The 21,011-nt window shown below is 71.5% G+C and carries 20 protein-coding genes; 5 read left to right on the top strand and 15 right to left on the bottom strand.

Annotation, left to right across the window (positions count from 1 at the left end; genetic code table 11):
• Positions 1-214: 214 nt before the first annotated feature.
• Entirely contained in the window at positions 215-892 is a 678-nt protein-coding gene (locus A6A08_RS05020) for a GntR family transcriptional regulator (RefSeq protein WP_073701339.1), read from the bottom strand.
• Positions 893-1,635: 743 nt separating this feature from the next.
• On the opposite strand from A6A08_RS05020, the gene A6A08_RS05015 reads away from it, so the two are divergent.
• On the top strand, positions 1,636-2,400 hold the full coding sequence (locus A6A08_RS05015) for a phosphatase PAP2 family protein (protein ID WP_073701338.1): 765 nt from the start codon (positions 1,636-1,638) through the stop codon (positions 2,398-2,400).
• Positions 2,401-2,497: 97 nt separating this feature from the next.
• Here A6A08_RS05015 and A6A08_RS05010 read toward each other — a convergent pair whose 3' ends face one another.
• From A6A08_RS05010 to A6A08_RS04985, 6 genes are all read right to left on the bottom strand, one after another.
• The gene (locus A6A08_RS05010; RefSeq protein ID WP_073701337.1) at positions 2,498-3,010 is read right to left on the bottom strand and encodes an SRPBCC family protein; all 513 of its coding nucleotides are present in this window, start codon (positions 3,008-3,010) and stop codon (positions 2,498-2,500) included.
• A 271-nt stretch (positions 3,011-3,281) separates the two neighbouring features.
• On the bottom strand, positions 3,282-4,157 hold the full coding sequence (locus A6A08_RS05005; RefSeq protein ID WP_073701336.1) for a hypothetical protein: 876 nt from the start codon (positions 4,155-4,157) through the stop codon (positions 3,282-3,284).
• Positions 4,158-4,228: 71 nt separating this feature from the next.
• A complete protein-coding gene (locus tag A6A08_RS05000; protein ID WP_242422122.1) occupies positions 4,229-4,738 on the bottom strand; it encodes an ATP-binding protein in 510 nt (169 codons plus the stop codon).
• The gene (locus A6A08_RS04995; RefSeq protein WP_073701335.1) at positions 4,735-5,331 is read right to left on the bottom strand and encodes a hypothetical protein; all 597 of its coding nucleotides are present in this window, start codon (positions 5,329-5,331) and stop codon (positions 4,735-4,737) included. Before A6A08_RS04995 ends, A6A08_RS05000 begins: the two co-directional genes overlap by 4 nt.
• A gap of 457 nt (positions 5,332-5,788) precedes the next feature.
• The gene (locus A6A08_RS04990) at positions 5,789-5,962 is read right to left on the bottom strand and encodes a DUF397 domain-containing protein (RefSeq protein WP_073701334.1); all 174 of its coding nucleotides are present in this window, start codon (positions 5,960-5,962) and stop codon (positions 5,789-5,791) included.
• On the bottom strand, positions 5,959-6,765 hold the full coding sequence (locus A6A08_RS04985; protein WP_073701333.1) for a helix-turn-helix transcriptional regulator: 807 nt from the start codon (positions 6,763-6,765) through the stop codon (positions 5,959-5,961). The genes A6A08_RS04990 and A6A08_RS04985 overlap by 4 nt, the downstream gene beginning before the upstream one ends.
• A gap of 231 nt (positions 6,766-6,996) precedes the next feature.
• On the opposite strand from A6A08_RS04985, the gene A6A08_RS04980 reads away from it, so the two are divergent.
• Positions 6,997-7,539, top strand: a complete 543-nt coding sequence (locus tag A6A08_RS04980) for an ATP-binding protein (protein WP_143181675.1) — start codon at positions 6,997-6,999, stop codon at positions 7,537-7,539.
• A gap of 663 nt (positions 7,540-8,202) precedes the next feature.
• Positions 8,203-8,838, top strand: coding sequence for a maleylpyruvate isomerase family mycothiol-dependent enzyme (locus tag A6A08_RS04975; protein WP_073701332.1), 636 nt, complete (start codon positions 8,203-8,205; stop codon positions 8,836-8,838).
• A gap of 116 nt (positions 8,839-8,954) precedes the next feature.
• On the opposite strand, the gene A6A08_RS04970 is transcribed toward A6A08_RS04975, so the two are convergent.
• The 7 genes from A6A08_RS04970 to A6A08_RS04940 form a co-directional block, all read right to left on the bottom strand.
• Complete coding sequence (locus tag A6A08_RS04970) at positions 8,955-9,803, bottom strand: polyphosphate polymerase domain-containing protein (protein ID WP_073701331.1); 849 nt, start codon at positions 9,801-9,803, stop codon at positions 8,955-8,957.
• Positions 9,800-10,423, bottom strand: a complete 624-nt coding sequence (locus A6A08_RS04965; protein WP_073701461.1) for a DUF4956 domain-containing protein — start codon at positions 10,421-10,423, stop codon at positions 9,800-9,802. Before A6A08_RS04965 ends, A6A08_RS04970 begins: the two co-directional genes overlap by 4 nt.
• 215 nt (positions 10,424-10,638) lie before the next feature.
• Complete coding sequence (locus A6A08_RS04960; RefSeq protein WP_073701330.1) at positions 10,639-11,298, bottom strand: response regulator transcription factor; 660 nt, start codon at positions 11,296-11,298, stop codon at positions 10,639-10,641.
• A complete protein-coding gene (locus A6A08_RS04955) occupies positions 11,295-12,887 on the bottom strand; it encodes a cell wall metabolism sensor histidine kinase WalK (protein WP_073701329.1) in 1,593 nt (530 codons plus the stop codon). Before A6A08_RS04955 ends, A6A08_RS04960 begins: the two co-directional genes overlap by 4 nt.
• A complete protein-coding gene (locus A6A08_RS04950) occupies positions 12,877-13,257 on the bottom strand; it encodes a hypothetical protein (protein ID WP_073701328.1) in 381 nt (126 codons plus the stop codon). Before A6A08_RS04950 ends, A6A08_RS04955 begins: the two co-directional genes overlap by 11 nt.
• Before the next feature lie 278 nt (positions 13,258-13,535).
• Positions 13,536-15,023: a PepSY domain-containing protein gene (locus A6A08_RS04945; protein ID WP_242422121.1), complete on the bottom strand. Its 1,488-nt coding sequence runs from the start codon at positions 15,021-15,023 to the stop codon at positions 13,536-13,538.
• 54 nt (positions 15,024-15,077) lie between these two features.
• Entirely contained in the window at positions 15,078-15,650 is a 573-nt protein-coding gene (locus tag A6A08_RS04940) for a hypothetical protein (RefSeq protein ID WP_073701326.1), read from the bottom strand.
• A gap of 582 nt (positions 15,651-16,232) precedes the next feature.
• Between A6A08_RS04940 and A6A08_RS27900 the strand changes: the two genes are divergently transcribed.
• Both A6A08_RS27900 and A6A08_RS04935 read left to right on the top strand, forming a co-directional pair.
• Entirely contained in the window at positions 16,233-16,391 is a 159-nt protein-coding gene (locus A6A08_RS27900; protein WP_158069260.1) for a hypothetical protein, read from the top strand.
• A gap of 99 nt (positions 16,392-16,490) precedes the next feature.
• Entirely contained in the window at positions 16,491-17,747 is a 1,257-nt protein-coding gene (locus tag A6A08_RS04935) for a transposase (protein WP_083608869.1), read from the top strand.
• On the opposite strand, the gene A6A08_RS04930 is transcribed toward A6A08_RS04935, so the two are convergent.
• Positions 17,722-20,688 (bottom strand): BTAD domain-containing putative transcriptional regulator, encoded by a 2,967-nt coding sequence (locus A6A08_RS04930; RefSeq protein WP_073701324.1) that lies wholly within the window; start codon positions 20,686-20,688, stop codon positions 17,722-17,724. The genes A6A08_RS04935 and A6A08_RS04930 overlap by 26 nt on opposite strands.
• Between the last annotated feature and the right edge of the window lie 323 nt (positions 20,689-21,011).

Below are 21,011 nucleotides of genomic sequence, written 5' to 3'. Positions count from 1 at the left end.
GCCTATGCATGCGGGCCCGGCGTGGCGGTGCCGGGCACCCGGGTTCGTCCACCGGCCGGATGAACGACTCCGTGCGCCCGGGAAGGGGCTCGCGCGCGTGTGTGACGTGCGTCGCGCACACTCTACGGTCTGATCGATGATCGATCAATACAACTGTACGTGAAAGGGACCGGAAAGGGTGTGTCGGGGCAGGTCACGCGCGAAGCGGGTTCTGTCAGTGCACTCCCTGGTGGGACTGCAGCGCCGCCTCCACGTAGTTGAGCACGTGGTCGCTGAGCATCTGCCCCACCGAGGGGTCGCCCTCGCGGAAGGCCTGGGTGATCTGGGCGTGGTCGGCGGCCTTGGCGTGCAGCTCCATGTTCAGCCAGCGCACCGACAGGGCGGTCCACACCTCCACGCCCAGCGACTCCCAGGTGTGCAGCAGCACGCTGTTGTCGGCGGCGCGCACGACCTCGCGGTGGAACTCCACGCTGTGGCGGATCTGCTCGGACACGTCGCCCTGCGCGGTCGCCCGCCGAAGGGCCTCCACCTCCCGCTCCAGCGGGGAGGGGTCGGCCGCCAGCCGGGGCGCCGCCAGCTGCGCGGCGACCAGCTCCAGCCCGGCGCGGACGGGGTAGATCTCGGCCATGTCCTGGACCCCGAAGGCCCTGACCCGGGCTCCCTTGTTGGGAACCGTCTCGATCAGGCGCAGGGTCTCCAGCTCGCGCAGGGCCTCGCGGACCGGCGCCTGGCTCACCCTCAGCTCCGTGGCGACGCGGCGCTCCACGATCCGCTCCCCGGGCTGCCAGCGCCCGGACAGCAGGCCCTCGACCAGTACCTGCCGGATCTGCTCCCTCAGAGGCTCACGGGCCAGTTTCGAGGGATCATCCGGCAGCTGTGGCAGGTCGACCATCCAGGGCCCTTCCGTTCCACGGCCAGCGCACGGCCTGTGCGCGGACCGGTTCGCTCAGCGTCGTACAAGCTTCTTGAAGAGTGCCACACGAGCGCGGGTCGCCCGGACAGCAGGCCTCGAACCGCTAACGGAAGGCTCACGAACGTGTCGCATGGCGGTGAACCGCCGCCATCCAGTATCGGGGTTTCGGGCAAAGTCCGAGGTGGAGGAGAAGGCGACGTGTGCCACCACACCCCCGATTCGGGGGAGTGGCCAGGTAGGCTCATCTGTCGGCAATATTCACACAAAGCCGTACGGAGCGTGACTCACGTAACGGCGAGGAGATCGATGGGAGCGCCCTGACCTGCGCTGACCACATTCTGGAGGTGCGCAGCACGACGTAGACGTCACTGTGGGCCCCCTGTGCCTCGGACGCCGACCCCGCCGTCGGCCGGTCACGACGTAGTAGTGAACCAGCCCCAGGGCTCGGCCGTCGAACGGGAGTGGGCGGAAGGTACGCATCCTCCCCGGTCCGCTCCGGTTCGACCCTGAGGACGTCAGATCAGTTCCAGTAACCACGGCTAGCCCATCCCCCCACGCTTCACGAGTGCCGCAGGCAAGCCCACGACACGTGAGACAGCGCTGAGCACATGACGCACTCTTCGAGGACCCGACGACATCCACGGGCCAGGCAGTTGACCAAGCCATACGACAGGCAGACGCGGCCGAGCCCGGCCGCGGGACCGTACAGCGGACCCATCCCCGTGGTGCGTACCACCGAGTACGACCCCGGGCCGCCCGTCGTGCGCGCGGTCAGGTGGCCGAGTGTGAGCGAGATCGCGTGGGGCCTGGCCTCGGACCGCGTCGCCATCATGCTCGCCGTCGCGCTGATCGTCATGACGATGCTCGCCGCGGGGCCGCTGCACCCGGTGGACAACTTCCTGAACGAGCTGCCCCGGCCCCACTGGGACCTGCTCCGGGAACCGCTCATCCACTGGCTGGACACGGTCGCCTCCCGTGCGGTCGCGCTGCCGGTCCTGGGCGTCACCGCGCTCCAGCTGGCCTACTGGCACCGCAGTTGGCGCCCGATCGTACTGAGCGCGGTCGGGGTCGTGGGGATGATGTCCATGGTCTCGGTGATGAAGCTGGGCATCAACCGGGGCCACGCCAAGAACTACGACCCGGACTTCTTCGTGGGACCGGGCAACGTGGCCTTCCCCTCGGGGCACGGGGCGAACGCGATCCTCATCTACGGCCTGGTGCTGTTCCTCATCATCCGCTTCGGCGCGGCCCGGCCGCACATCATCCGGCGCCTGGCGTACTGCATCGTCGGTATCGCCGTGCTCCAGTCCACGGTCTCGATCTACCTGCACTTCCACTGGTTCACCGACCTGGTGGCGGGGATGTTCGCGGGCGGTTTCGCGCTGCGGATGACCATCCGCCTGGACCGGATGTTCCCGCACGGGCGCACCGTCGAGTGGTGGCCCTGGTACGGCAGGCGGGAGGGGCCGCTCCCCGCGAGGGAGTGAGCTCCCCGCCCGCCCGAGCAGCACAGCGCCCGCCGGAACGATCCGGCGGGCGCTGCGCGTCCTCCGGTCCCCGCCCGGCCCCGTGGAGGGGGCGGTGTCAGTGCCCGTCCTCCAGGAGCTCCCGCATCCTGGCCAGACGTGTGAGGAACATTCGGTTCATCACAAACCGCAGGACCGTCCTGTCCACAACAGGGCCGAAGCGGCTGGCGAACTCCACCCGGTCGGTGTAGGCGGTCGCGGTCCCCGCCGGTTCGACCGCATGGGTGTGCCGAAAGTACCGGAACAGGCCGCGCAGCTGTAGGTCGGTGAAGCCGACCCCGTCCTCGAAGGAGTCGATGACGCCGACCCAGCGCACGGGGAGCACGCCGGCCAGGCGCCAGCGCAGCACCATCGTCTCGCCCTCGGCGAACCCCCGTTCGGGCCAGCGCAGGACCCTCACGCCCTCGGGCATGGAGTCCTCGAAGCCCGACCTGCTCGTGCAGAACGAGAACACCCGGTCGGGCGGCGCGGCGAAGCGCGCCGTGTAGACCGCCGTGCTCGTGGAGCGGGGGCGCTCGGTGGTGTGCGGTCCGCTCAGGAACCCGCGTTCGTCGGTCCCGTGTCCGGCCATGGTCTCCTCCGCGCCGTGTCCGGAGTGGGCCTACCCCGGCGCCGCCCCGCGGGAACTCGCGACGGGGGGCCGGGCGGTGCCGGGGAATCTCCTCCACCGCGAGTGGCGGTGCCGGACCCGGGGAACACCAGTAGACCGTGAGGTCCCTCTGGTAGCGGGAGGGACGTCGCGACAGGCCACCGCCCCGATCGGATACGGCGGCGGTGGCCGCCGCTTTCCCCCTCCTCAGCGGGCCCGCGTGGAGTACCGCGCGTGCGGGCCCCGGTGCGCGTCAGCCGAAGAGGTCCTCGGCGTGCTCGACCGTGGCGGCGCGGCGGACCCACGCTCGCAGGGTCCTGAGGTCGGTGCAGGACTCGACGCGTCGGCGGACCTGGTCGGACACGGCCAGACCGCGCGCGTCGAGGAGGAGCAGGACGTTGTCCGCGGCCTCGGCCGCCCGGCCCTCCTCGCGGCCCTCCTCACGGCCCATGCCGACGTACTCGCGGGCGAAGTCGCTCTGCCATTCGTAGGTGTCCACGGACATCAAGCCCTCCAGCTCCTTCCGGGCGGCCTCGTTGAGACCGGCCAGTACGTAGTCATAGTAGAACGGACGGTTCCTCGGGGCGGTGGCGTCGAGCGCCTCCACCACGGCTTTCAGCGTGAGCGGATGGGCGTCCCCGTGGGTGTGGGCCGACAGCACCGCCAGCTCGGGCATCTCCCGCGCCCGGTCCACATCGGTGATGACGGGTGTGTTGCCCGGGCCGACCACCAGCGGGGTCAGGTCGAAGCCGGGGTGGCCGACACTGATGGGCTTGGCGCACCAGCGCGCCATCGCCTCGTCGGGGCACAGGACGACGAGCACCGCGGGGCATTCCAGGCGCACGTGCAGGTTGACCAGGTAGGCGGGCCAGCTCGCCCGCTTGCCCCGGTCAGGGCTGTTCTGGCGCTCCACGACGATGGCCAGCACGTTGCGGTCGCCGTCCCGGAGCAGGGTGGCGCCGTCGCTGTTGAGCTCCTTCGGGTCGCAGTTGGTCAGGACCGAGGTGGTCGACAGGGCCTCGGTGTGGTGGGGTACGTCCAACCCCAGGGACTCATGCAGCAGTACCGCCGCGAGCGCGGGTTGGTTCTGGATGATCCGCAGCGGGATCTCGTGTTCTCGGCTGGGCATACGGCTCCTTGACCGGGGGTGGGAGGGAAGGGGGCCGTGGGAACCGGTCCCACGGCCCGGAGCGCTCGGGCTCACGAGGTGAAGACGTACGGGCGCAGGCCCCGGGGAGACCGTTCCGGAGCCACGTCGAAGACCGCCCACACGTGGGTGCCCAGGTCCGCCCAGGGGGCCAGCCGGAAGTGGCCCCACGCGCGGGACAGGTTCTCCACGAGCAGCAGTCCGCGCTGGCCCTCGGCCCAGTCCCACTCGTCGCCGTCGCGCTCGACCGGAACGCGGGGGACGCCCCCGCCGCCCCCGCAGTCGCTCACCGAGAAGCGCAGGGTGCGCCGGTCCGGCATCGACAGCGCGCGCAGCACCTCGCCGCCCTCGCGGCCGGAGCCGGTGTACTTGACGCAGTTGGCGAACAGTTCGCTGGCGCACAGCCGTACGGTCTCCACCAGGTCGGCGTCGAACCCGGCCAGGTCCCGGGACAGGTCCTCGCGGACCCGTGACAGCAGCGCCAGGTCGCCCGGGTAGAGGCGGTGTTCCCAGAACACGAACGGGCGGGGCTCCCCGGCCGGGGTCCCGGTCAGCGGATTCACGCCGGAACCTCCTGCCGCTGCCGCTGGTCGAGCCAGGTGCGCGTGAGGGAGGTGAGTTCGTCCCACTCCGAGGGCCCGGCGGGCCTGGCGGGCTCGGCGGGCTTGACGTGCTCGGCGGGCCGGAAGACCCCGAACCGGGGCGCGGGGCCGGAGAGCAGGTCGCCCTCCGGGGCGGCCGACCACTGCCTCAGGAGGGCGGCGGCGCGTTCCTGGACACGGGCGAACTCGCGCCGCACGTCGTCGGACGCGGGGACGGAGGCGGGGGCGGAGGCGGGGGCGGGTCCGGGGTCGCGTGGCCCGGGGATCCGGGCTCGGGCCGTGCGGAGGCGCTCGTGCGCGGCGAAGTAGGGACGGACCAGGGCGATGTCCTCGGCCCGGCTGGTCTGGCTCGGCGGTGCCAGACGCGGTGCGCGGGGGAGGGGCTTCGCGGCCTCGCGGGCCGTGGGAGCCGGGGGAGGGCCGACGTAGCGGCGCACGCGCGTGGAGCGGCGGCGGCGACCGGCCACGGTGGAGTGGCGTCCGCGGGGGGAGGAGAAGAGCGCGATCAGCGGGCCGAGGGCACGGCTGAGAAGCGCAGCGCTAAACTGGAGCACGCTGGCAATCCTTGGTGTTAAAGAGTGAACGTTGCTGGCCACGGCCCCGGGCGGCACTAACCGTCGCGGGGTCATCGTGTGTATTGAGTTGTGTGGACGCTGCCAGATTAGAGCACGGATGTTCGGGCGGGGCCGTTTTCGGCGAAGCAGTCGGAAAAAGTTGGCCTGGCGGAGCGTTATGCCAGCTCAGAGGGCGTGAAAAAGGGACGGCTGTATTCGCTAGCCCTGCCCAAAGAATCCCTCATGTCGGAATTGATGGCATTTATTATTAGGGTGCTCTGGACCTCTGTTCGGCCTCGGCCATCCTGTGCCAGGGCTCCATCGCCGTCGGTGGGGGAGTGGTCGGGACGGAGGCCGTGGACGACCTGGGAGCCGCTCCGGCCGCGCTCATCGACGTGGCCGGAGCAAGGTCAGGGGGTAGCGCCTCCAGAGAAGGCGTCGCCCCGGAGCCTTCGGTTCAGCCGTGGTCCGTGGCGGAACGCAGGAGGGCCGTCCACTCGTCGGCGGCGAATGACAGGTGTCCCAGTTCCCGGTTCTGCGTGTCCCGCATGAGGACTGCGTCCGGGGTCTCGTTGACCTCCACGCAGCTCTGTTCGCCTGCGCTGTAGCTCGACTTGTGCCAGCCGTTCACAGTGCCTGCCTCATCTCTTTCAGTCTCTGGGCCGTTGCGTCCGGGGGCAACGCCCAGGCCTGGAGTTTGCTGAACCTTGTTTCCTGGTTGCGGATCTCATGCTCGTCGTCAGTGAGGTGCTCACCGATGGAGTACTCAGTGCACAGGAGAGGTCGCTCGCCTTCGATGTATATCAACCTGAACGATCCGCTGAGCCAGGCAAGGTCCTTCACCCCCAGAGGGAGCAGTTGGAGGGTGACCGTGGGTTCTGCTGCCTCCTGGATCAGTCGGTCAAGCTGTGACCGCATGAGCTCAGGTGCAATCGGCTGGGTGAGAGCCAGTTCGGTCACGATCACATTGAGGAGCAGCCCTTCGTCTGTGTTCAGGTCCTTACGCCAGGACCCACGGGCGTTGATGATGTTCTGGACACGCTTTTCCGATGCGCTGGGTACCGCATGAGTGATGATGGTCCGCGCGTACTCGGGTGTCTGGAAGAACCCCGGAACCACGAGCGGATGGAAGAAGCGGAGCTCATGGGCCCGCTTCTCGTACCCGCGCGACTGCTCGTACCAGTCGAGGGCCGACTGCGCCCGCACCACATCGTTCCAGACACGGAGTAGAGCGCCGTTCGTACGCAGCTCCCGGTCCAGGTCCCGCACCACGTCCGCATTCGGGGCTGGTTTGGCGTTCTCCAGCTTCCCCAGATAGGTCGCCGACCACTCGATTCTCGCCGCGAGTTTGTTGAGCGAAAGCCCCTGCTGGGTGCGCAGTCGCTTCAGATGCAGTCCGAACTTGGTCCACTCCGGTTTCCGGGGCTCGTCCATGCGTACAGCTTGTCACTGAGTACATACGCGCGTATACGGAATCGGCCAGTTCGCGGCCATCCCGTACAACCGCTTTTCTGGCGTTGTCGCAGGTGGAAGGGTCAAGGAAGGAAACCCGCCGCACCAGTCCGATACGTCCTTCCCGGTCCGGACGGCGAAATGTCCCGGCGGCTGTGATTCCAGCCCCGGGACATGGTCCACACCCGGCTTCTCACGACAGCAGGCGCGAACATGAACGAGATTACTTCAGGCCCCTTTGCCCCGGCAGTCCCGCACGGCCATCGGTCCGCGGCCATCGCGCCCCCGTGGCGGCTGCGGTTCTCCGATCCCGACCGGTGCGGCATCGTCCTCGGGGCCGATCCCGGCCACGTCCGCCTCGCCCGCGACTGGGCCCGCCGCAAGGCCCGCGCCACCCATCGCCAGGCCTGCGACCTCATCCTGGCCGTGAGCATCCTGACCACCAACGCCCTCCAGCACACCCGCTCCGGAGACCCCGGCGGCACCGTCCAGGTGGTGCTCCACCGCCGCCCGGCCACCTACACCCTCTCGGTCACCGACAACGGCCCCAGGTCGGGACCGACCATCCCCTTCCCCCGCGTGGAGGCGGCCACCAACCCCCTGAGCCCCACCGGCAACGGGCTGCGTCTGCTCGACGCCCTCTGCGCCTACTGGGACTGGACCGGTACCGCCGGAGAACCCCTGACCGTGCGCGCCGTCCTCGACCGCGCCGCGGCCCCCGTTCCACCCGGCACCGCCACGGGTCTGCGCGCCTGAGGGCCGCCGTGGTCGGTGGGGAGGGAGCGGAGAGGTGGCGCTGCGAGGTTCGGCGGCCGCAGCGCCCGCCCCCGTGACCGGTGGCGAAGCCGTGGAGGAACGGGCCCCGGGCCTGCACCAGGTCAGGAAGGTTTCACGTGAAACCTTCCTGACCTGGGAGGACACGGGGGCCTTCCGGTGGGAATCGACTCCGGTACCGATCCCCGCAGGACGGACGGGCAAACCGGGGCGGGTGCACGCGTTAGTCCACCACATCGGCCAGGCCGCGCGGAGGTCGGGCCGAAGGGCGGCGCCGGGTCCCCGGTTCGGGGGAACGCCCCCCCGGAGACGCGCTCCCGCGACACGCGCACGACCTGACCGGGAACCGGACCTCCGCCGTCCGTTCCCCCCGGTGGTCAGCGGCCCACCCGCGCGTGGTCGCTGTCCGCCTTCGCCCGCGGCTCGCGACGCCCCGCGTGTGGTGCCGCCCTCGACGACCGCCGCCACGTCCGGCAGGTACTCGCCCCGCCGCGCTCAGCGTCCCGACCGGGTGCCACGAGAATGTCGGAGGCCGGAGTGATAATCCCGGTGTCCGCCCACAACCACAGGGGCGGGGCGAGGGCCCGCCCCCGAGGAGCGTCCGATGACACCACCAGCCCCCTGCCCGTGCCGTGGAACCCCTCGATGAGCGGCCGCGCGGACCTGTGGCCGCTCATCCACCAGGAGCGGGAGGCGTTGGCCGACGACCTGTCCGGGATGACCGAGGAGCAGTGGGCGACACCGTCGCTGTGCGAGGGCCTGACCGTGCGCGAGGTACTCGCGCACCTGACCTCGGCGGCGACCCTCAACGGCCTTCGGTGGATGGCCGGGGTCATCCGCTGCCGGTTCGACTTCGACGCCCAGGTCGCGATGCGCCTGGCGGAGCAGATGGGCGACTCCGGCGCCGAGACCCTCGCACGCTTCCGAGGGGTCACGAGGAGCACGACGTCACCGCCCCTGCCCAAGCCCGCCATCCTGGGGGAGGCGGTCGTGCACGGAGAGGACATCAGGCGGCCCTTGGGCATCGCAGGCGCCCGCCCGGTCGCCGTGCTGACCCGCGTGGCGGACTACTACCAGGGCTCGGACCAGGTCGTCGTCGCCAAGAGCCGGGTCCAGGGGTTGAGGCTCCAGGCCACCGACGGTCCGTTCGCCTCCGGCGCCGGACCGCTCGTCTCCGGGAGCACACTCGCTCTGATCATGGCGATGACCGGCCGCTCCGCGCACCTGGACGATCTCACCGGCGACGGTGTCGAGATCCTGCGCGAACGCGTGGACGGCTGACCCGGCACCGGCCATGGAGCGGGGGACGGCGGCCGGAGCGCCGGGCCAGGCCGTGTTCTCCGCATCATCGCGGGCTCGCGCCCACCAGCCGGCGCCAGGGCCCACCGCGCTGTCGCTCAGCACCGGGCGCGCTCCAGGGTGCACGGTGACGGACGGTCCAGGCACGCGCCCATCGCCCGGTGCCACCGGTTGCCCCGCAGCCGGGGCTCCAGCGCGGCCACCGTCGCCCCGTACTTGGTGAACCGGACCTCCCGGATCCCGAGCCCGTGCAGCCCGCGCTCGGTCGGCGTGAGCCCGCCCCGGGTCTTGACCTCCAGCAGCACCACGTCCGGGCGCATCCGCACCGACCACCCGCCCCGGTACCCGACCAGGCCGGTGTCCACCGTCACCCGCTCCCCGCCGTCGAGGGCCACGACGGTCGTGCGCCGGTAGTCGGTCACCGCGCTGGCCTCCAGCACGTCCGGCGGCTCCACGCCGTAGGCGGTCAGGGCGTCGTCCAGGAACCGCCGGGTGGCGGGGACCAGCCGGTCCGGCGGCCCCGCGTACTCCGTCCGCGTCTTGTCGGTGACCCCGCGCGCGCCCTTGAGCTTGACCTCGAACACGCGCGTCCCCGTGTCCACGTACGTGCGCGTGCGGACCTTGAAGCGCACCCGCCGTCCCCGGCGGTGGTCGTGGAAGCTCCGCAGGCCGGGGGTGTCCAGGTAGGTGGACGAGTACCGGAAGCTTCTCCGGCCGTCGATCGTCAGTACCCCGAACCGGTCCCCGGCCCCGGCGAACAGGGGCTCCAGCAGCTCCGCGGGCACCAGGTACTTGCGGCAGGTCCGGGTGACCAGGGCGGCGCGCTCGTTGGTCTCGGCGAGCGACACCGGGCGCAGCGCCGCCAGGGGCGGGGCGTCCTGGTACGGGGGAGGGTCCGTGTCCACGGGGGAGGTCGTCTCCACGGGTGCGAGGGTGTCGGGGCTCAACGTCCGCTCATCCACTCCGTCAGGGGGGCGAGGCCGAGGCCCCGCTGGTACCCGCGCCCGTCGGCCGGCGCGGACACGGGCCCGGGCACCCGGAACCGCACGTCCACGACCATCAGGTCGCGCACGTAGTCGACCTCGGTGACCTCGACCCTCCTCACCCGGGCGCGCAGCCGCGCCTCCAGGTCCTGGCGCAGCGCCACGGGGTCCTCGTGCACCACGTCCAGGGTGAGGACGCGGCGCCCGTGCCGCGCGAGCAGGCGCGGATGGTCGGCCGCGTACATGCAGGTGAGCAGCAGCGCGTCCAGACCCAGCAGCACCCACGGCATCGGCGCGGCCACGGCGTTGACCAGGCCCAGGGCGATCGCGGTGAAGTAGTAGCCGATCTCCCCCTGGCTGATGAGGTCCGACCGCAGCCGCAGGATCGACAGCACGCCGAACAGGCCGAAGCCGACGGCCAGGCCCACCTCCTGGCTGGTCAGCATGGACACCACGGCGAAGATGCCGGTGTTGAGCGCCACGTAGGCCAGCAGCAGGTCGCGCCGGCCGTGGCGGCGGAAGTAGAGGACGTACGACAGGACCGTGATCGCGATCGTGTTGACCGCCAGGGCGAACCAGAACATGGTGACCATCCTCCGGACGCCCCGTGAGGGGCCGATGAGGGCCGGATGAGGGAACCCTCATCCTCGTCATGCGAAGGTCACGGGTCCCTGACACGACGGGGGCGGGGGCGTCACCGACACCCCGCCCCGTCGTCACCGGAACGCTTCCCGCCCCGCCCGGAGCCGCTCCCGCCCCGCTCCGGGACGACGCCTCCCGTGCCCTTTCGGGCCCGCCCTCACCCGGTCAGCCGGTAGCCCATCCCCCGCACGGTCACGATCCGGTCCGCGCCCACCTTGCGGCGCAGTGCCCGCACGAACACGTCCACCACGTTCGACCCGGGATCGTGGTCGTAGCCCCACACGTGCGACAGCATCTGCTGCCGGGTGAGCACCTGCCCCGGGTGCCGCATCAGCAGCTCCAGCAGCGAGAACTCGCGCGCGGTCAGGTCCACGGAGATCCCCTCCACCGCCACACGCCGTGTGCGCAGGTCCAGGGCGAGGCCGCCCGCGCGCAGCACCGTCAGGTCGGCGGGCCGCTCCGCGCGCATCCGCAGCCGCACACGGGCCAGCAGCTCCTCGAAACGGAAGGGCTTGGTCACGTAGTCGTCGGCCCCGGTCTCCAGCCCGGTCACCGTGTCCCGCACGCCGTCGCGCGCGGTCAGGATGATCACGGGGACGTCCACGCCCAGCGAGCGCACGCGCCGCAGCACGTCGAACCCGTCGGTGTCCGGCAGGCCCAGGTCCAGCAGCACCAGGTCGAAGCCGCCGGTCACCGCGTAGTCCACGGCCTCCGCCCCCGTGCCCACCACGGTGGTGGTGAACCCGCTGGCGTCCAGGCCCTTGCGGACGAACGAGGCGATCCGCTCCTCGTCCTCGACGATGAGGATGCGACTCACACGTGCCCCTTTCCGGTCGGGATGACGAGGGTGAACGTGGAACCGGCGCCCGGCGCGGAGCGCAGGTCCACACGTCCGTGGTGGGCCTCGGCGATGGCGCGGACGATGGCCAGGCCCAGACCGGCGCCCCGGTCCCCCCGGGACGCGCCCCCGCCCCGGGAGAAGCGCTCGAAGATCCGGCCGTGCTCCTCGACCGGGATGCCCGGCCCCTGGTCGGCGACCCAGAACAGCACGTCCCCGCCGCTGAGGGCGGAGCCCACACGCAGCCGGGAACCCGGCCCGGTGTGCCGCACCGCGTTGGCGGCCAGCTGCACCACGGCCTGGGTGACGCGCTGCGGGTCCAGTCGGCAGGCCCCCTCGGCCATCGACTCCAGCCGCCAGTCCCGGTCGCCGAGCCTGCGCACCTTGGCGTCGATGTCGCTGGTCAGCTCGGCCAGGGACACCTCCTCCTCGCGGAGGAAGTCGGGCTGCTGGGCCTTGGCCAGCAGTAGGAGGTCCTCCACGATCCGGCCCATCCGGTCCAGTTCGTCGGTGACCAGGCGCACGACCTCGCGCCGCTCCCCGGGGTCGTCGCCCATCAGCTCCAGATGTCCGCGCACGATGGTGATGGGCGTGCGCAACTCGTGCCCGGCGTCGTCGACGAACCGGCGCTGGGCCGTGAAGGCGCCCTCCAACCGGTCCAGCATGCTGTTGAACTGCTCGGCGAGGGCGGCGATGTCGTCGCGCCCGGACACGTCGATGCGCCGGGTGAGGTCCTCCTCGGTGATGTGGGCGGCGGTCTGCCGGACCAGGCGCACGGGTGCGAGGATGCGCCCCGCCACCCACCAGGCGGCCGTGCTCGCGACGAGCAGGCCGACCAGGCTGACCAGCGCGATCGTCTGCATGGTGGACACCACCGTGTCCTCGTCGGCCTCGGTGAAGTAGCCGATGACGAACCAGCCCGAGGCGCCTCCCCCCGGCGGCCGCGCGCGGATCTTCTCCCACCGCATGGGGCCGGCGGGGGTGTCCAGGGTTCCCCGGGCGTCGGGCGACTCCAGGACGGAGGCGACCATGCCGGGGTCGGCGGACACGTCGAAGGGCGGCTCCTGGCCCTGGCGGATGCGCACGGCCTCGGAGGCGGTCCCGGGGGCGCTGCCCGCGCCCCCGCCGGGAGCGGCCGGCTCCTCCACCCAGCCGAACAGGATCTCGGCCCGGTCGGGGTACTGGTGCCTCAGGTGCACCTGGATGAGGGTGGAGACGTCGGTGAAGCTCTCGCCCGTTTCGGGGTCCGCGCCCTCGGCGGTGAACTCCCGGAACTCCCTGGTCTCCTGGGACAGCGCGCGGTCGACGCGCTCGTCGTTCTTGCTGGTGAGCGCGCTCCAGGTGACGATGTTCACCAGGGCGAGGACGGCGGCCATGAGCAGGACGACCCAGCCCATGATGAGGAGCCGGGCGGGAACGCGGCGCCGCTGGGGGACCTCGGGCTGGGGACCCTCCAGGACCATCGTGGGATGGACGGCCGTGTGCCCGGACCCGCTCCGGGCTCCCCCTCCGGGCAGGCCGCCGAGGTCCACCGTCGGAGACTCCCCGTCGAAGCGGTCAGTCGTCATCGTCGTCCCCGTCGTCGTCTTCGCCGCAGTCGTCATCATCATCGCCGTCGTCGTCCCCGCAGGAGACGGTGGGGGGATGACCAGGGGTTTCGGAGGGGGGTACCGATGGGGTCTCCGAGGGTCCGGTGTGGTCGGGGTCGTCCTCGTCCGGGGTTCCGTCGCCGTCGTGGTCGGTGACCGGCGGCGGGGGAGCGACGATCCCCGCGTCGGAGGGAGGGAGGGGGCCGGCGGCGGGGGACTCCCCGACCACGACCTCGCCCGGGGGGTCGTGGTCGGAGGGCCGGCCGGTCACCGCCCACAGCAGGACCGAGCCCGCGACCAGGACGGCCGCCGCGGCACCGGCCAGCAGCAACAGCAGTGGTGATCTCATATCCGCCGAGCATCCCGGGCCGGGGGGAACCCGAGATGAAACGGGCATGAGGATTTCCTCATCCGCGCCAGCCGGCGGCCCGGTGCCGTCGGGGGCGCCCTCCCCGGCGGCACCGGGCCGTATGCCCGGGGAGGGCTCGCTCACAGGCCGACCGGAACCGTCGCGGGTGCGCGGCAGGAGGTCAGGCGGCAGACCGACGAGGCTTATCAGCCTGCCGCTTGGCATAGAGGCGTCAATACCGGAGGGCACCGCCTCGGCCGGCCTCCGCGGTCACCGCACTACGCGGCCCCGGCGCGCGTGCGCCCGCGCCGGGCGCCCACGGCGGCGTCCACCAGGAGGAACACCAGCAGGGAGGCGCCGAACAGCGGCAGGAACAGGCCCACACCCACCGCCGCGGCGGCGACGAGGGCCAGGCACCACCACGGCAGGCCGCGCCAGGTCCTGCGCGGGACGAGCGGGCGTCCCACGGAGAGCGCCGCGTCCTTCGTCGGGCGGCGCAGCCACCACATCCGGTAGCCCCAGAAGACGAGGGCGAGCACGGACAGGCCGACCAGGGTCAGCAGGACCTGGTTCGTCACACCGAACAGCAGCCCCATGTGGAAGGCGATCCCCCACGAGGCCATCTTGGCCATGAACGGATGGTCGGCGAACCTCAGCACCTCGACCACCTCGCCGCTCGACGCGTCGACGGCCATCGCGTCCTGGTTGACGGGCCAGGTGCGCGAGACCCCCTCCACCGTGAACGGCGCGCCCTCCTCCGCGGGCACGGCGACCTCCACCGGGCCGTCCAGCCCCGCCGCGCGCGCCGACTCCAGGACCAGGTCCAGGTCCGCGCCCTGGCCGGCCGCGCCGTGGTCGCCGTGCGCGCCGTCTCCGCCGTGGCCCTCGTGACCCGACGAGGCGGAGGCCGACAGCGCGGGAGTCGTCCAGCCGAGGGCCGTGCGCACCTGGCCGATGTTCTCACCGGCGAACTGGGACCAGGTCAGCCCCGTGGCGGAGAGCGTCAGCAGGCCCAGCAGCGCCCAGATCCCGAGCGACCCGTGCCAGGACAGGGTCCGGTTCCGGCCGGTCGCGGAGCTCTCGGGGAGCAGGGTGCGGCGCAGGCGGCGGCTCCTGCGCCTGCGGCCGATCCACAGCACGGCCCCGCCGAGGCCGACCACCCACAGCCAGCTCGCGGCGAGTTCGCTGTAGACGCGGCCGAGGTCCCCCAGGTGCAGGTGGCGGTGGAGCTCGGACAGCCACGACCGCGCGGGCAGGGCGCCGCTGCTGCCGTAGCTGGTCATGTCGCCGAGGAGTTCGCCGGTGTAGGGGTCGACGAAGACGGCCAGCCGGTGGCTCTCGGAGAGCCCCTCCACGTCCAGCAGGACGCGGGTGCTCTCGTCGGGTTCCGTGGCCGGGCGCACGGCGTTCAGCGTTCCCTCGGGGTGGGCGTCGACCGCGGTGTCCACCTGCTCCTGGAGGGGCAGTGCGCTGTCGCCGGGGGTGACGTGGAGCTGGTCGGAGTAGAGGGCCTGTTCGATCTGGGGCGTGTAGACGTACAGCAGCCCGGTCACGGCGGCGACGACGATGAACGGCGCCACGAGGAGCCCGGCGTAGAAGTGCAGGCGGAGCAGGAGCTGGCGCAGCGCCGCCCACGTGGAGGGGGAACGCCGCGGATCGGGAGGGGGAGCCGGTTCGGGGGAGTCGACGCGGTCGGGGACGTGCGATGTCATGGGGGCGACCTTCCTGGTCTGGTTGCGGAGCAGCCCACGGGGGGTTTCGGGCATGCGAAGCACCGACGTGTCGGTGCGGGCCGGACACGGGGGACCGGCGGGGCGGCCTCAGGCAGGGAAGGTCGCGGGCGGGCCGCGCAGGACCCGTACGTGGCGCAGGAACAGCAGCCGGGCGGACTGCCGGAGGGGCGTTCTCGTGGGGCTTCCCGCGGGGGCGGGGCGGGGGACGGGGGCGGGCTCGGCGCCGAGGAGCAGCAGGCGGTGCAGCAGGGAGCGCACGAGGCCCACGAGGGCGAGGGCCGCCCGTTCCCCCTGGCGCAGCCACCACGCGCACACCACCCCGGCCACGGCGTGGGCGAGGAGCATGCCGGGCCCGACACCGGATCCGGCCAGCGCCTCGTATCCGGCCGCGTGGGGGGCGGCCCCGCCCGGCGACGCGACGGCGAAGAGCAGGTGCAGCGCGACCTGGCACCACAGCGTCGTGCAGACGAGGGGGCCGAGGCGCTGCTCGGAGCGGAAGAGCCCGTGGGCGACGGCGAGGACGAGCGCGAAGCCCGCGGCGAGGCCGAGCGGTGGTACCGCGTGCCCCGCCGCCAGGACGTGGCCGGCTGAGGACACGCCCGTGCACACGGTGGCGAACACCGTGGCACGCGGCAAACGGAGCGGGACCGTTTCAGCCATAGCGGACAGTGTGGCGCATGTCCGCGCAGGTGCCCATATCCGTTCTGGGAGCGTTCCCGTCACGTTGTGCGCACGTTCGGATGCGGCCCTTCCGGACGGAGTCCGGTACGCGTCCGCGCGCGGAACGCGCCCGGCCACCCCTCCGTCCCGGTGCCCGGCGGGTACGCGCACACCGGTGCCGACGCCGCGTGCCCACCGCCCCCGTCCGGTGGAGCGGGAGGGTACCCCGACCACCCGCTCCCGAGCGCGTTGCCGGGTGACGAAACGACGCAACGAAAGCGGGAAAGCCGCCATCCCGGGTTTCGTCACCGCCGATGTGGTCTGGCAGGTGCCGCCGGAGTCAGGGTCGGCAAACGAAAGACCCGGTCCGCGCGGCACGGGAACCGGTGGCGCGGTCGCGGGACCGACGTGCTCCGAGCCGTGCCCCTCACGGCGCGCGGCCACGTCGTCCCTCCCCCCGAAGGCCCCGCTCCCCGGGAAAAATCAGCGGAAAATAACCGCAAAACCTCCTCTTTCTAGCGTGTGTCACGTACCGCTTCAAAAGAGGCGATTCGAAAGACAGACCTAGTGAGAGGCATGTACATGGGCCGCAACGTGAAGCTCTTCTCCCTTTTCGCCGTCATGTTCGTCGCCGTTCTGGGGCTCTCCCTCGCCGGGTTCGGCGACCCCGGGGTTTCGGTACACGTCTCCGGCGAGATCCCGCCGCCTTCCTCCCCGTATCCGGGCGAGCCCTGGAAGTAGCGAAGTCGGGACCGGAGCAACCCTTCCGAGGCGCTGCCGCCTTCGCCCCTCCGGTGCCCGGGAGACGAACCGTGTCGATCGTTCAGGGAGACGGTGGCCATGCCCAGTTCAGAGAACGTCCTTCACCAGATATCCGTACCCGGTCGGGGCGCCCCGACCGCGACGACCAGGGGCGAGGCGCTCATGCGGGCGGCCCTGTCCACCCTCCGGCGCTCCGACCAGAGGGGGTGGGCCCGTCTCTACCTCGACGGCCTGCTGGACCTTCGGGAGCGGCGGACGATCAGTCGGATCGCCCACCGGGCCGGAGCCGGCCAGGTGGGGCAGAGCCTGCACCACTTCATCAGCAAGTCCCCCTGGGACTGGGAACGTATGCGCGCGGAGTTGGCGCGTTTCCTGCACGGTGAACTCGCTCCTCCGGCATGGGTGGTGGACTCCGTGGTCATCCCCAAGGCCGGAGAACACTCCGTGGGTGTGGACGTCTCCTTCGTGCCCGAACTCGGACGGCGGATCAGCCACCAGAGGGCCGTCGGGCTCTGGTTCGCCTCCGAGCACGGGAGCGTGCCCGTCCACTGGCGGCTCATGCTCCCCGAGCGGTGGACCGACGACGCCGCCCTGCGGTACAAGACGGGGGTACCGGAGACCGCCGAACCGGATCTGCTGGAGGCCGGGCTCGGTCTGGTCCACGACGTCGGCTCCGAGTGGGGGATCCCACCGCGCCCGGTGGTGCTCGACGGCCGCGGGTACGCCGCGGAGCGCCTGCTCCACCGGCTCGCCAGGACGGGAACGCCCTACGTGGCCCGGATCGCCGGTGACGCCCGGTTCGGGGCACTCCACCCGGCAGCGGTCCGGTACGGCAACGGCGCCGCGTCCGCGCGACGCCTCGTCGACCTGGTCAAGGGACTACGCACCCCGACCGGATGGCGGGCCGGTGACGGTACCGTACGGACGTCCCTGGCCCTGGGAACACCGGTGGCCCCCCTGTACGGGAACGACGGGTCCACCGCCCGGCCGCTCACACTGGTGGGGGAGTGGCGGTCCGAGGACGACCGCGACCCGGCCCTGTGGGTGTCGAACCTGCCCGGAATCCCGGCTCGTTCCGTCCTGCGGATGGGACATCTCCTCGACACCGTGCGGCCGCCGGCACCGGACTCCCTCGGTGCGTCCGCCCTCCATGACTTCGAGGGCCGATCCTTCCCCGGTTGGCACCACCACGCGACCCTGGTGTCGGTGGCCTGCGCGGTCCGGGCGCTGTCCGCCGGTACGGGGCCGGACTCCCACGGCGCGCGGAGCTCCCCCGCCCGCTCGGCGGAGGCCGGTGGTACCGCGTGGTTCAGACCAGGCCCGGCTCGATGCTGAGCGAGCCCGTGTCCAGCCGTGCGGAATGCTCCGACGCCTGCCTCTGATAGGCGTCGGCCCACTCGTCGCTGCCCTGTACCCGGTGGATCCGTGCCATCATCCGGCTGGCGATGGCCACGCAGTAGGAGTTACGTAGTCGCCGGGCCAGGTCCAGCGAGGACGCGGCCAGCTCGTGGGCGGTGTGGTCGTCACCGTCCGCCAACCTGACGTGCGCCAGATCGAGGAGTAGGTGGGCCTGTCCGAGCAGGTCGGAGCCGGATCGGGCCAGCTCGAGCGCCTCGGTGAAGGCGCTGATCGCCCCTGGGTGATCGCCGTCCGCCTGCCGGAGCTCCCCCCAGCGCCGCAGGGTGTGCGCGCGGACCGGCCAGTGGGGGTCGCCGTCGAGTGCCTCCTGCACGGCGAGGAGATCGCTCCGTGCCCCTTCCAGATCGCCGTGCTGGATGCGTACCCGGGACAGGGCGAGCAGGACCCATGTCCGGCCGACGGTGTCGTCCGTGCGCTCGATCGCCTCGCGCGCACGTAAGCACTGGTCGAGGGCACGGGTCAGGTCTCCGGAGGACCTCGACTCGGCGGACAGCCTGAGCAGGACCAGGCCCCTGCCCCGGTCGTCGCCGACCTCGGTGAAGATCTCCAGTGCTTTCCGGTAGTGCGCGTCGGTACCCTCTCCGGACTCGGCCCGGGCGTTGCCGAGGCTGAACAGGAGAGCGGCCTCACCCCTGCGGTTCCCCTTGGCGCGGACGGAGCGCAGCGCGTGCTGGTGCGTGTGGTGCCAGTCCTCGATCTGGCCCTCGTAGAGGAACCGGGGCATGGCGGAGACCGCCAGTTCCCAGGCGAACTCGTCCAGCCCGGTGTCGGCCGCGTGCTCGACGGCCCTGGAGAGGGAGTGGCGTTCGGTGTGGCGCCAGACGGCCGGTGAGGACATGCACTTCTCCACCTCCACCGGGTCGGGGCACCACATGGGCGATGCGCCCCTGAGCTCGATGTCGATGCCGCCGCTGCCGTGACGGTCGGCCTCTCGCAGGAGGTGGAGCCATCCACCCAGGAAGCGCTCGACGGCGGCGCGGCGTTCCTCGTCCGTGTCGACGAACTTCGCGCATTCGCGGGCGTAGAGCCGCAGGAGGTCGTACACGCGGTAGCGGGGTTGTCCGACGCGGTCCTCGCCGACGAGTTCGATCAGATGGCTGTCGAGCAGCTCTTCGAGGGCGTTGAGGGCGTCCTCGGCGGAGGTGGTACCCAAGAACGCCGCCATGGCCCACTCGGGGACCTCGGACGAGTGGACCAGGCCGAGGCAGCGGAAGAGCCGTGCCGCGTCGGGACTCAGGGTGCGGTAGCTGAGGGCGAAGGTGGCGGTGAGCTTGACCTCGCCCCGGCTGAGCTCGGCCAGGCGTCGCTGCTCACTGGCGAGCCTGCGCACCAGGCTGTTCAGCGTCTGGCCGCGCGCCGCGGTCAGACGCGCGGCGGTGATCCGCAGGGCGAGTGGCAGGCCGTCGCACAGGCGTGCGAGTTCGAGGAGCGCGTCCTGGTCGTCCGGAGGGCGGTGCAGGACCGCGCGCAGCACCTCCACGGAGCGGGCGTCGTCGAGCGGGGCCAGGTGAACGTGGCCGACACCGTGGGTCACGGCCAGGCTCTCCAGGGCGTTGCGGCTGGTGACCAGCGTGGTGCAGCCCGCATGGCCGGTCAACAGCGGACGGATCTGCGCCGAGTCCTGGACGTTGTCCAGGATGATGAGGAGGCGTTTGCCCGCGGTCCGGGAACGCAGCGCGGACGCGCGTTCCGCGGGCGCGGACGGGATCTCCTCGCGGGGGGTTCCGAGTGCGTACAGGAAGTCGTAGAGCACCTCCTCCGCCGTGAGGGAGCTGGCACCCTCGGTGAAACCGGACATGTCCACGTAGAGTCGGCCGTCGGGGAAGCGGTCGGTTCTCCGATAGGCCCAGTGCAGGGCGAAAGCGGTCTTTCCGACACCACCCATCCCGGTGACGGCGATACTGACGGGCGCTTCCAGGGTGCTGCGAACGTTGTACTCGGCTTCGAGCACATCGAGTTCCTCGTCCCGTCCCCGGAACCCCACCGGAGCCGGGGGAAGCTGGTCGGGTACCGGTGCGCGCCGCTCCTCCGGCGCGTCCGTGCCCGTGGCGCCGTCCGCAGGGCCCTCCCGCACGGGTGGCGCCTGCGGGGACAGGGCCGGGGAGGTGACCGTCTCGCTGTCGAGGATCAGCTGGTATGTCCGCTGGAGTTCCGCGCCCGGGCTCACCCCGAGCTCCTCGACCAGCAGTTCGCGTGCCTCCAGGTAGGTGTTGAGGGCCTCGCTCTGACGTCCGACCCTGTAGAGGGCGAGCATCAGCAGCGCGCGGGGGCGCTCGCGGAAGGGCTCGTCGGAGACGAGTCTGGTGAGGTCCCCGAGCGCCTCCTCGTGCCGGCCCAGCCGGACCTCCAGTTCCAGGCGCTCCTCCTGGAGCGAGGTGCGCCACTGCTCGATCCAGCGGGCCTCGTCACGGACGCGGTCGCTCATGACGTCGGCCAGGGTCTCGCCGCGCCACAGCCCGACGGTTTCGCGCAGCAGGCGTGCCGCCTCGGGCAGGTCACCGTCGGTCCGGGCCGCACGGGCCTTGTGGGAGAGTTCGCGGGCCAGGGCGAGGTCGGTGGCGGCGAACGTGCCCGAGAGCGCGTACCCCGGGGGGATCGTGGCGATGGCGGTGTCCTTGGGGGCCGAGAGCGCCTTGCGCAGGGAGGAGACGCAGATGGCCAACTGGTTGCGCACCGTCTTGGGCGGGGCCTCGCCCCAGACGGCGTCGATGATCTCCTCGGTGGCGACCGTGTGGCCGTGGTTGAGCCCGAGCACGGCCATGACGGTGCGCTCGCGTTCCGAACGCAGGCGGACCGGAGCACCTTGCACGAGGAGCTCCAGAGGGCCCAGGAGCCTGACCGAGAGCGCGTTCCCCATAGCCACTTTCTGAAAAGCGAGGAGTTTATGCAACACCGATAGCTTAAGTGGAAAAGGCGCGGATTCGGTTTGGGGGCCGACCCTAGGGCCACATGTGGCCGCTCAAGGTGATGTTGGTCACGTGCGACTTCCGGCCGTCCGGAAAGCTATTCGTGTCAGAGGTTGAATGCAAAACAAACGCTGTTAGGTTTTGGAGGACGGACCCCCCGCCGCGGCGAGTATCGTGTCCGCGCGGCGGGCGGGTCCCTCGTCCCGCGCCATCCTTGTGGGGCCGCGCGGGATTCACTTACGGTGAAACGTGCCCGGTTCGCGGACCGTTTCGC

This window comes from Nocardiopsis sp. TSRI0078, assembly GCF_001905145.1.
GTDB lineage: Bacteria > Actinomycetota > Actinomycetes > Streptosporangiales > Streptosporangiaceae > Nocardiopsis.
The sequence above is the reverse complement of the archived record's forward strand: the minus strand, read 5'-3'. Positions and strand labels throughout refer to the sequence as shown.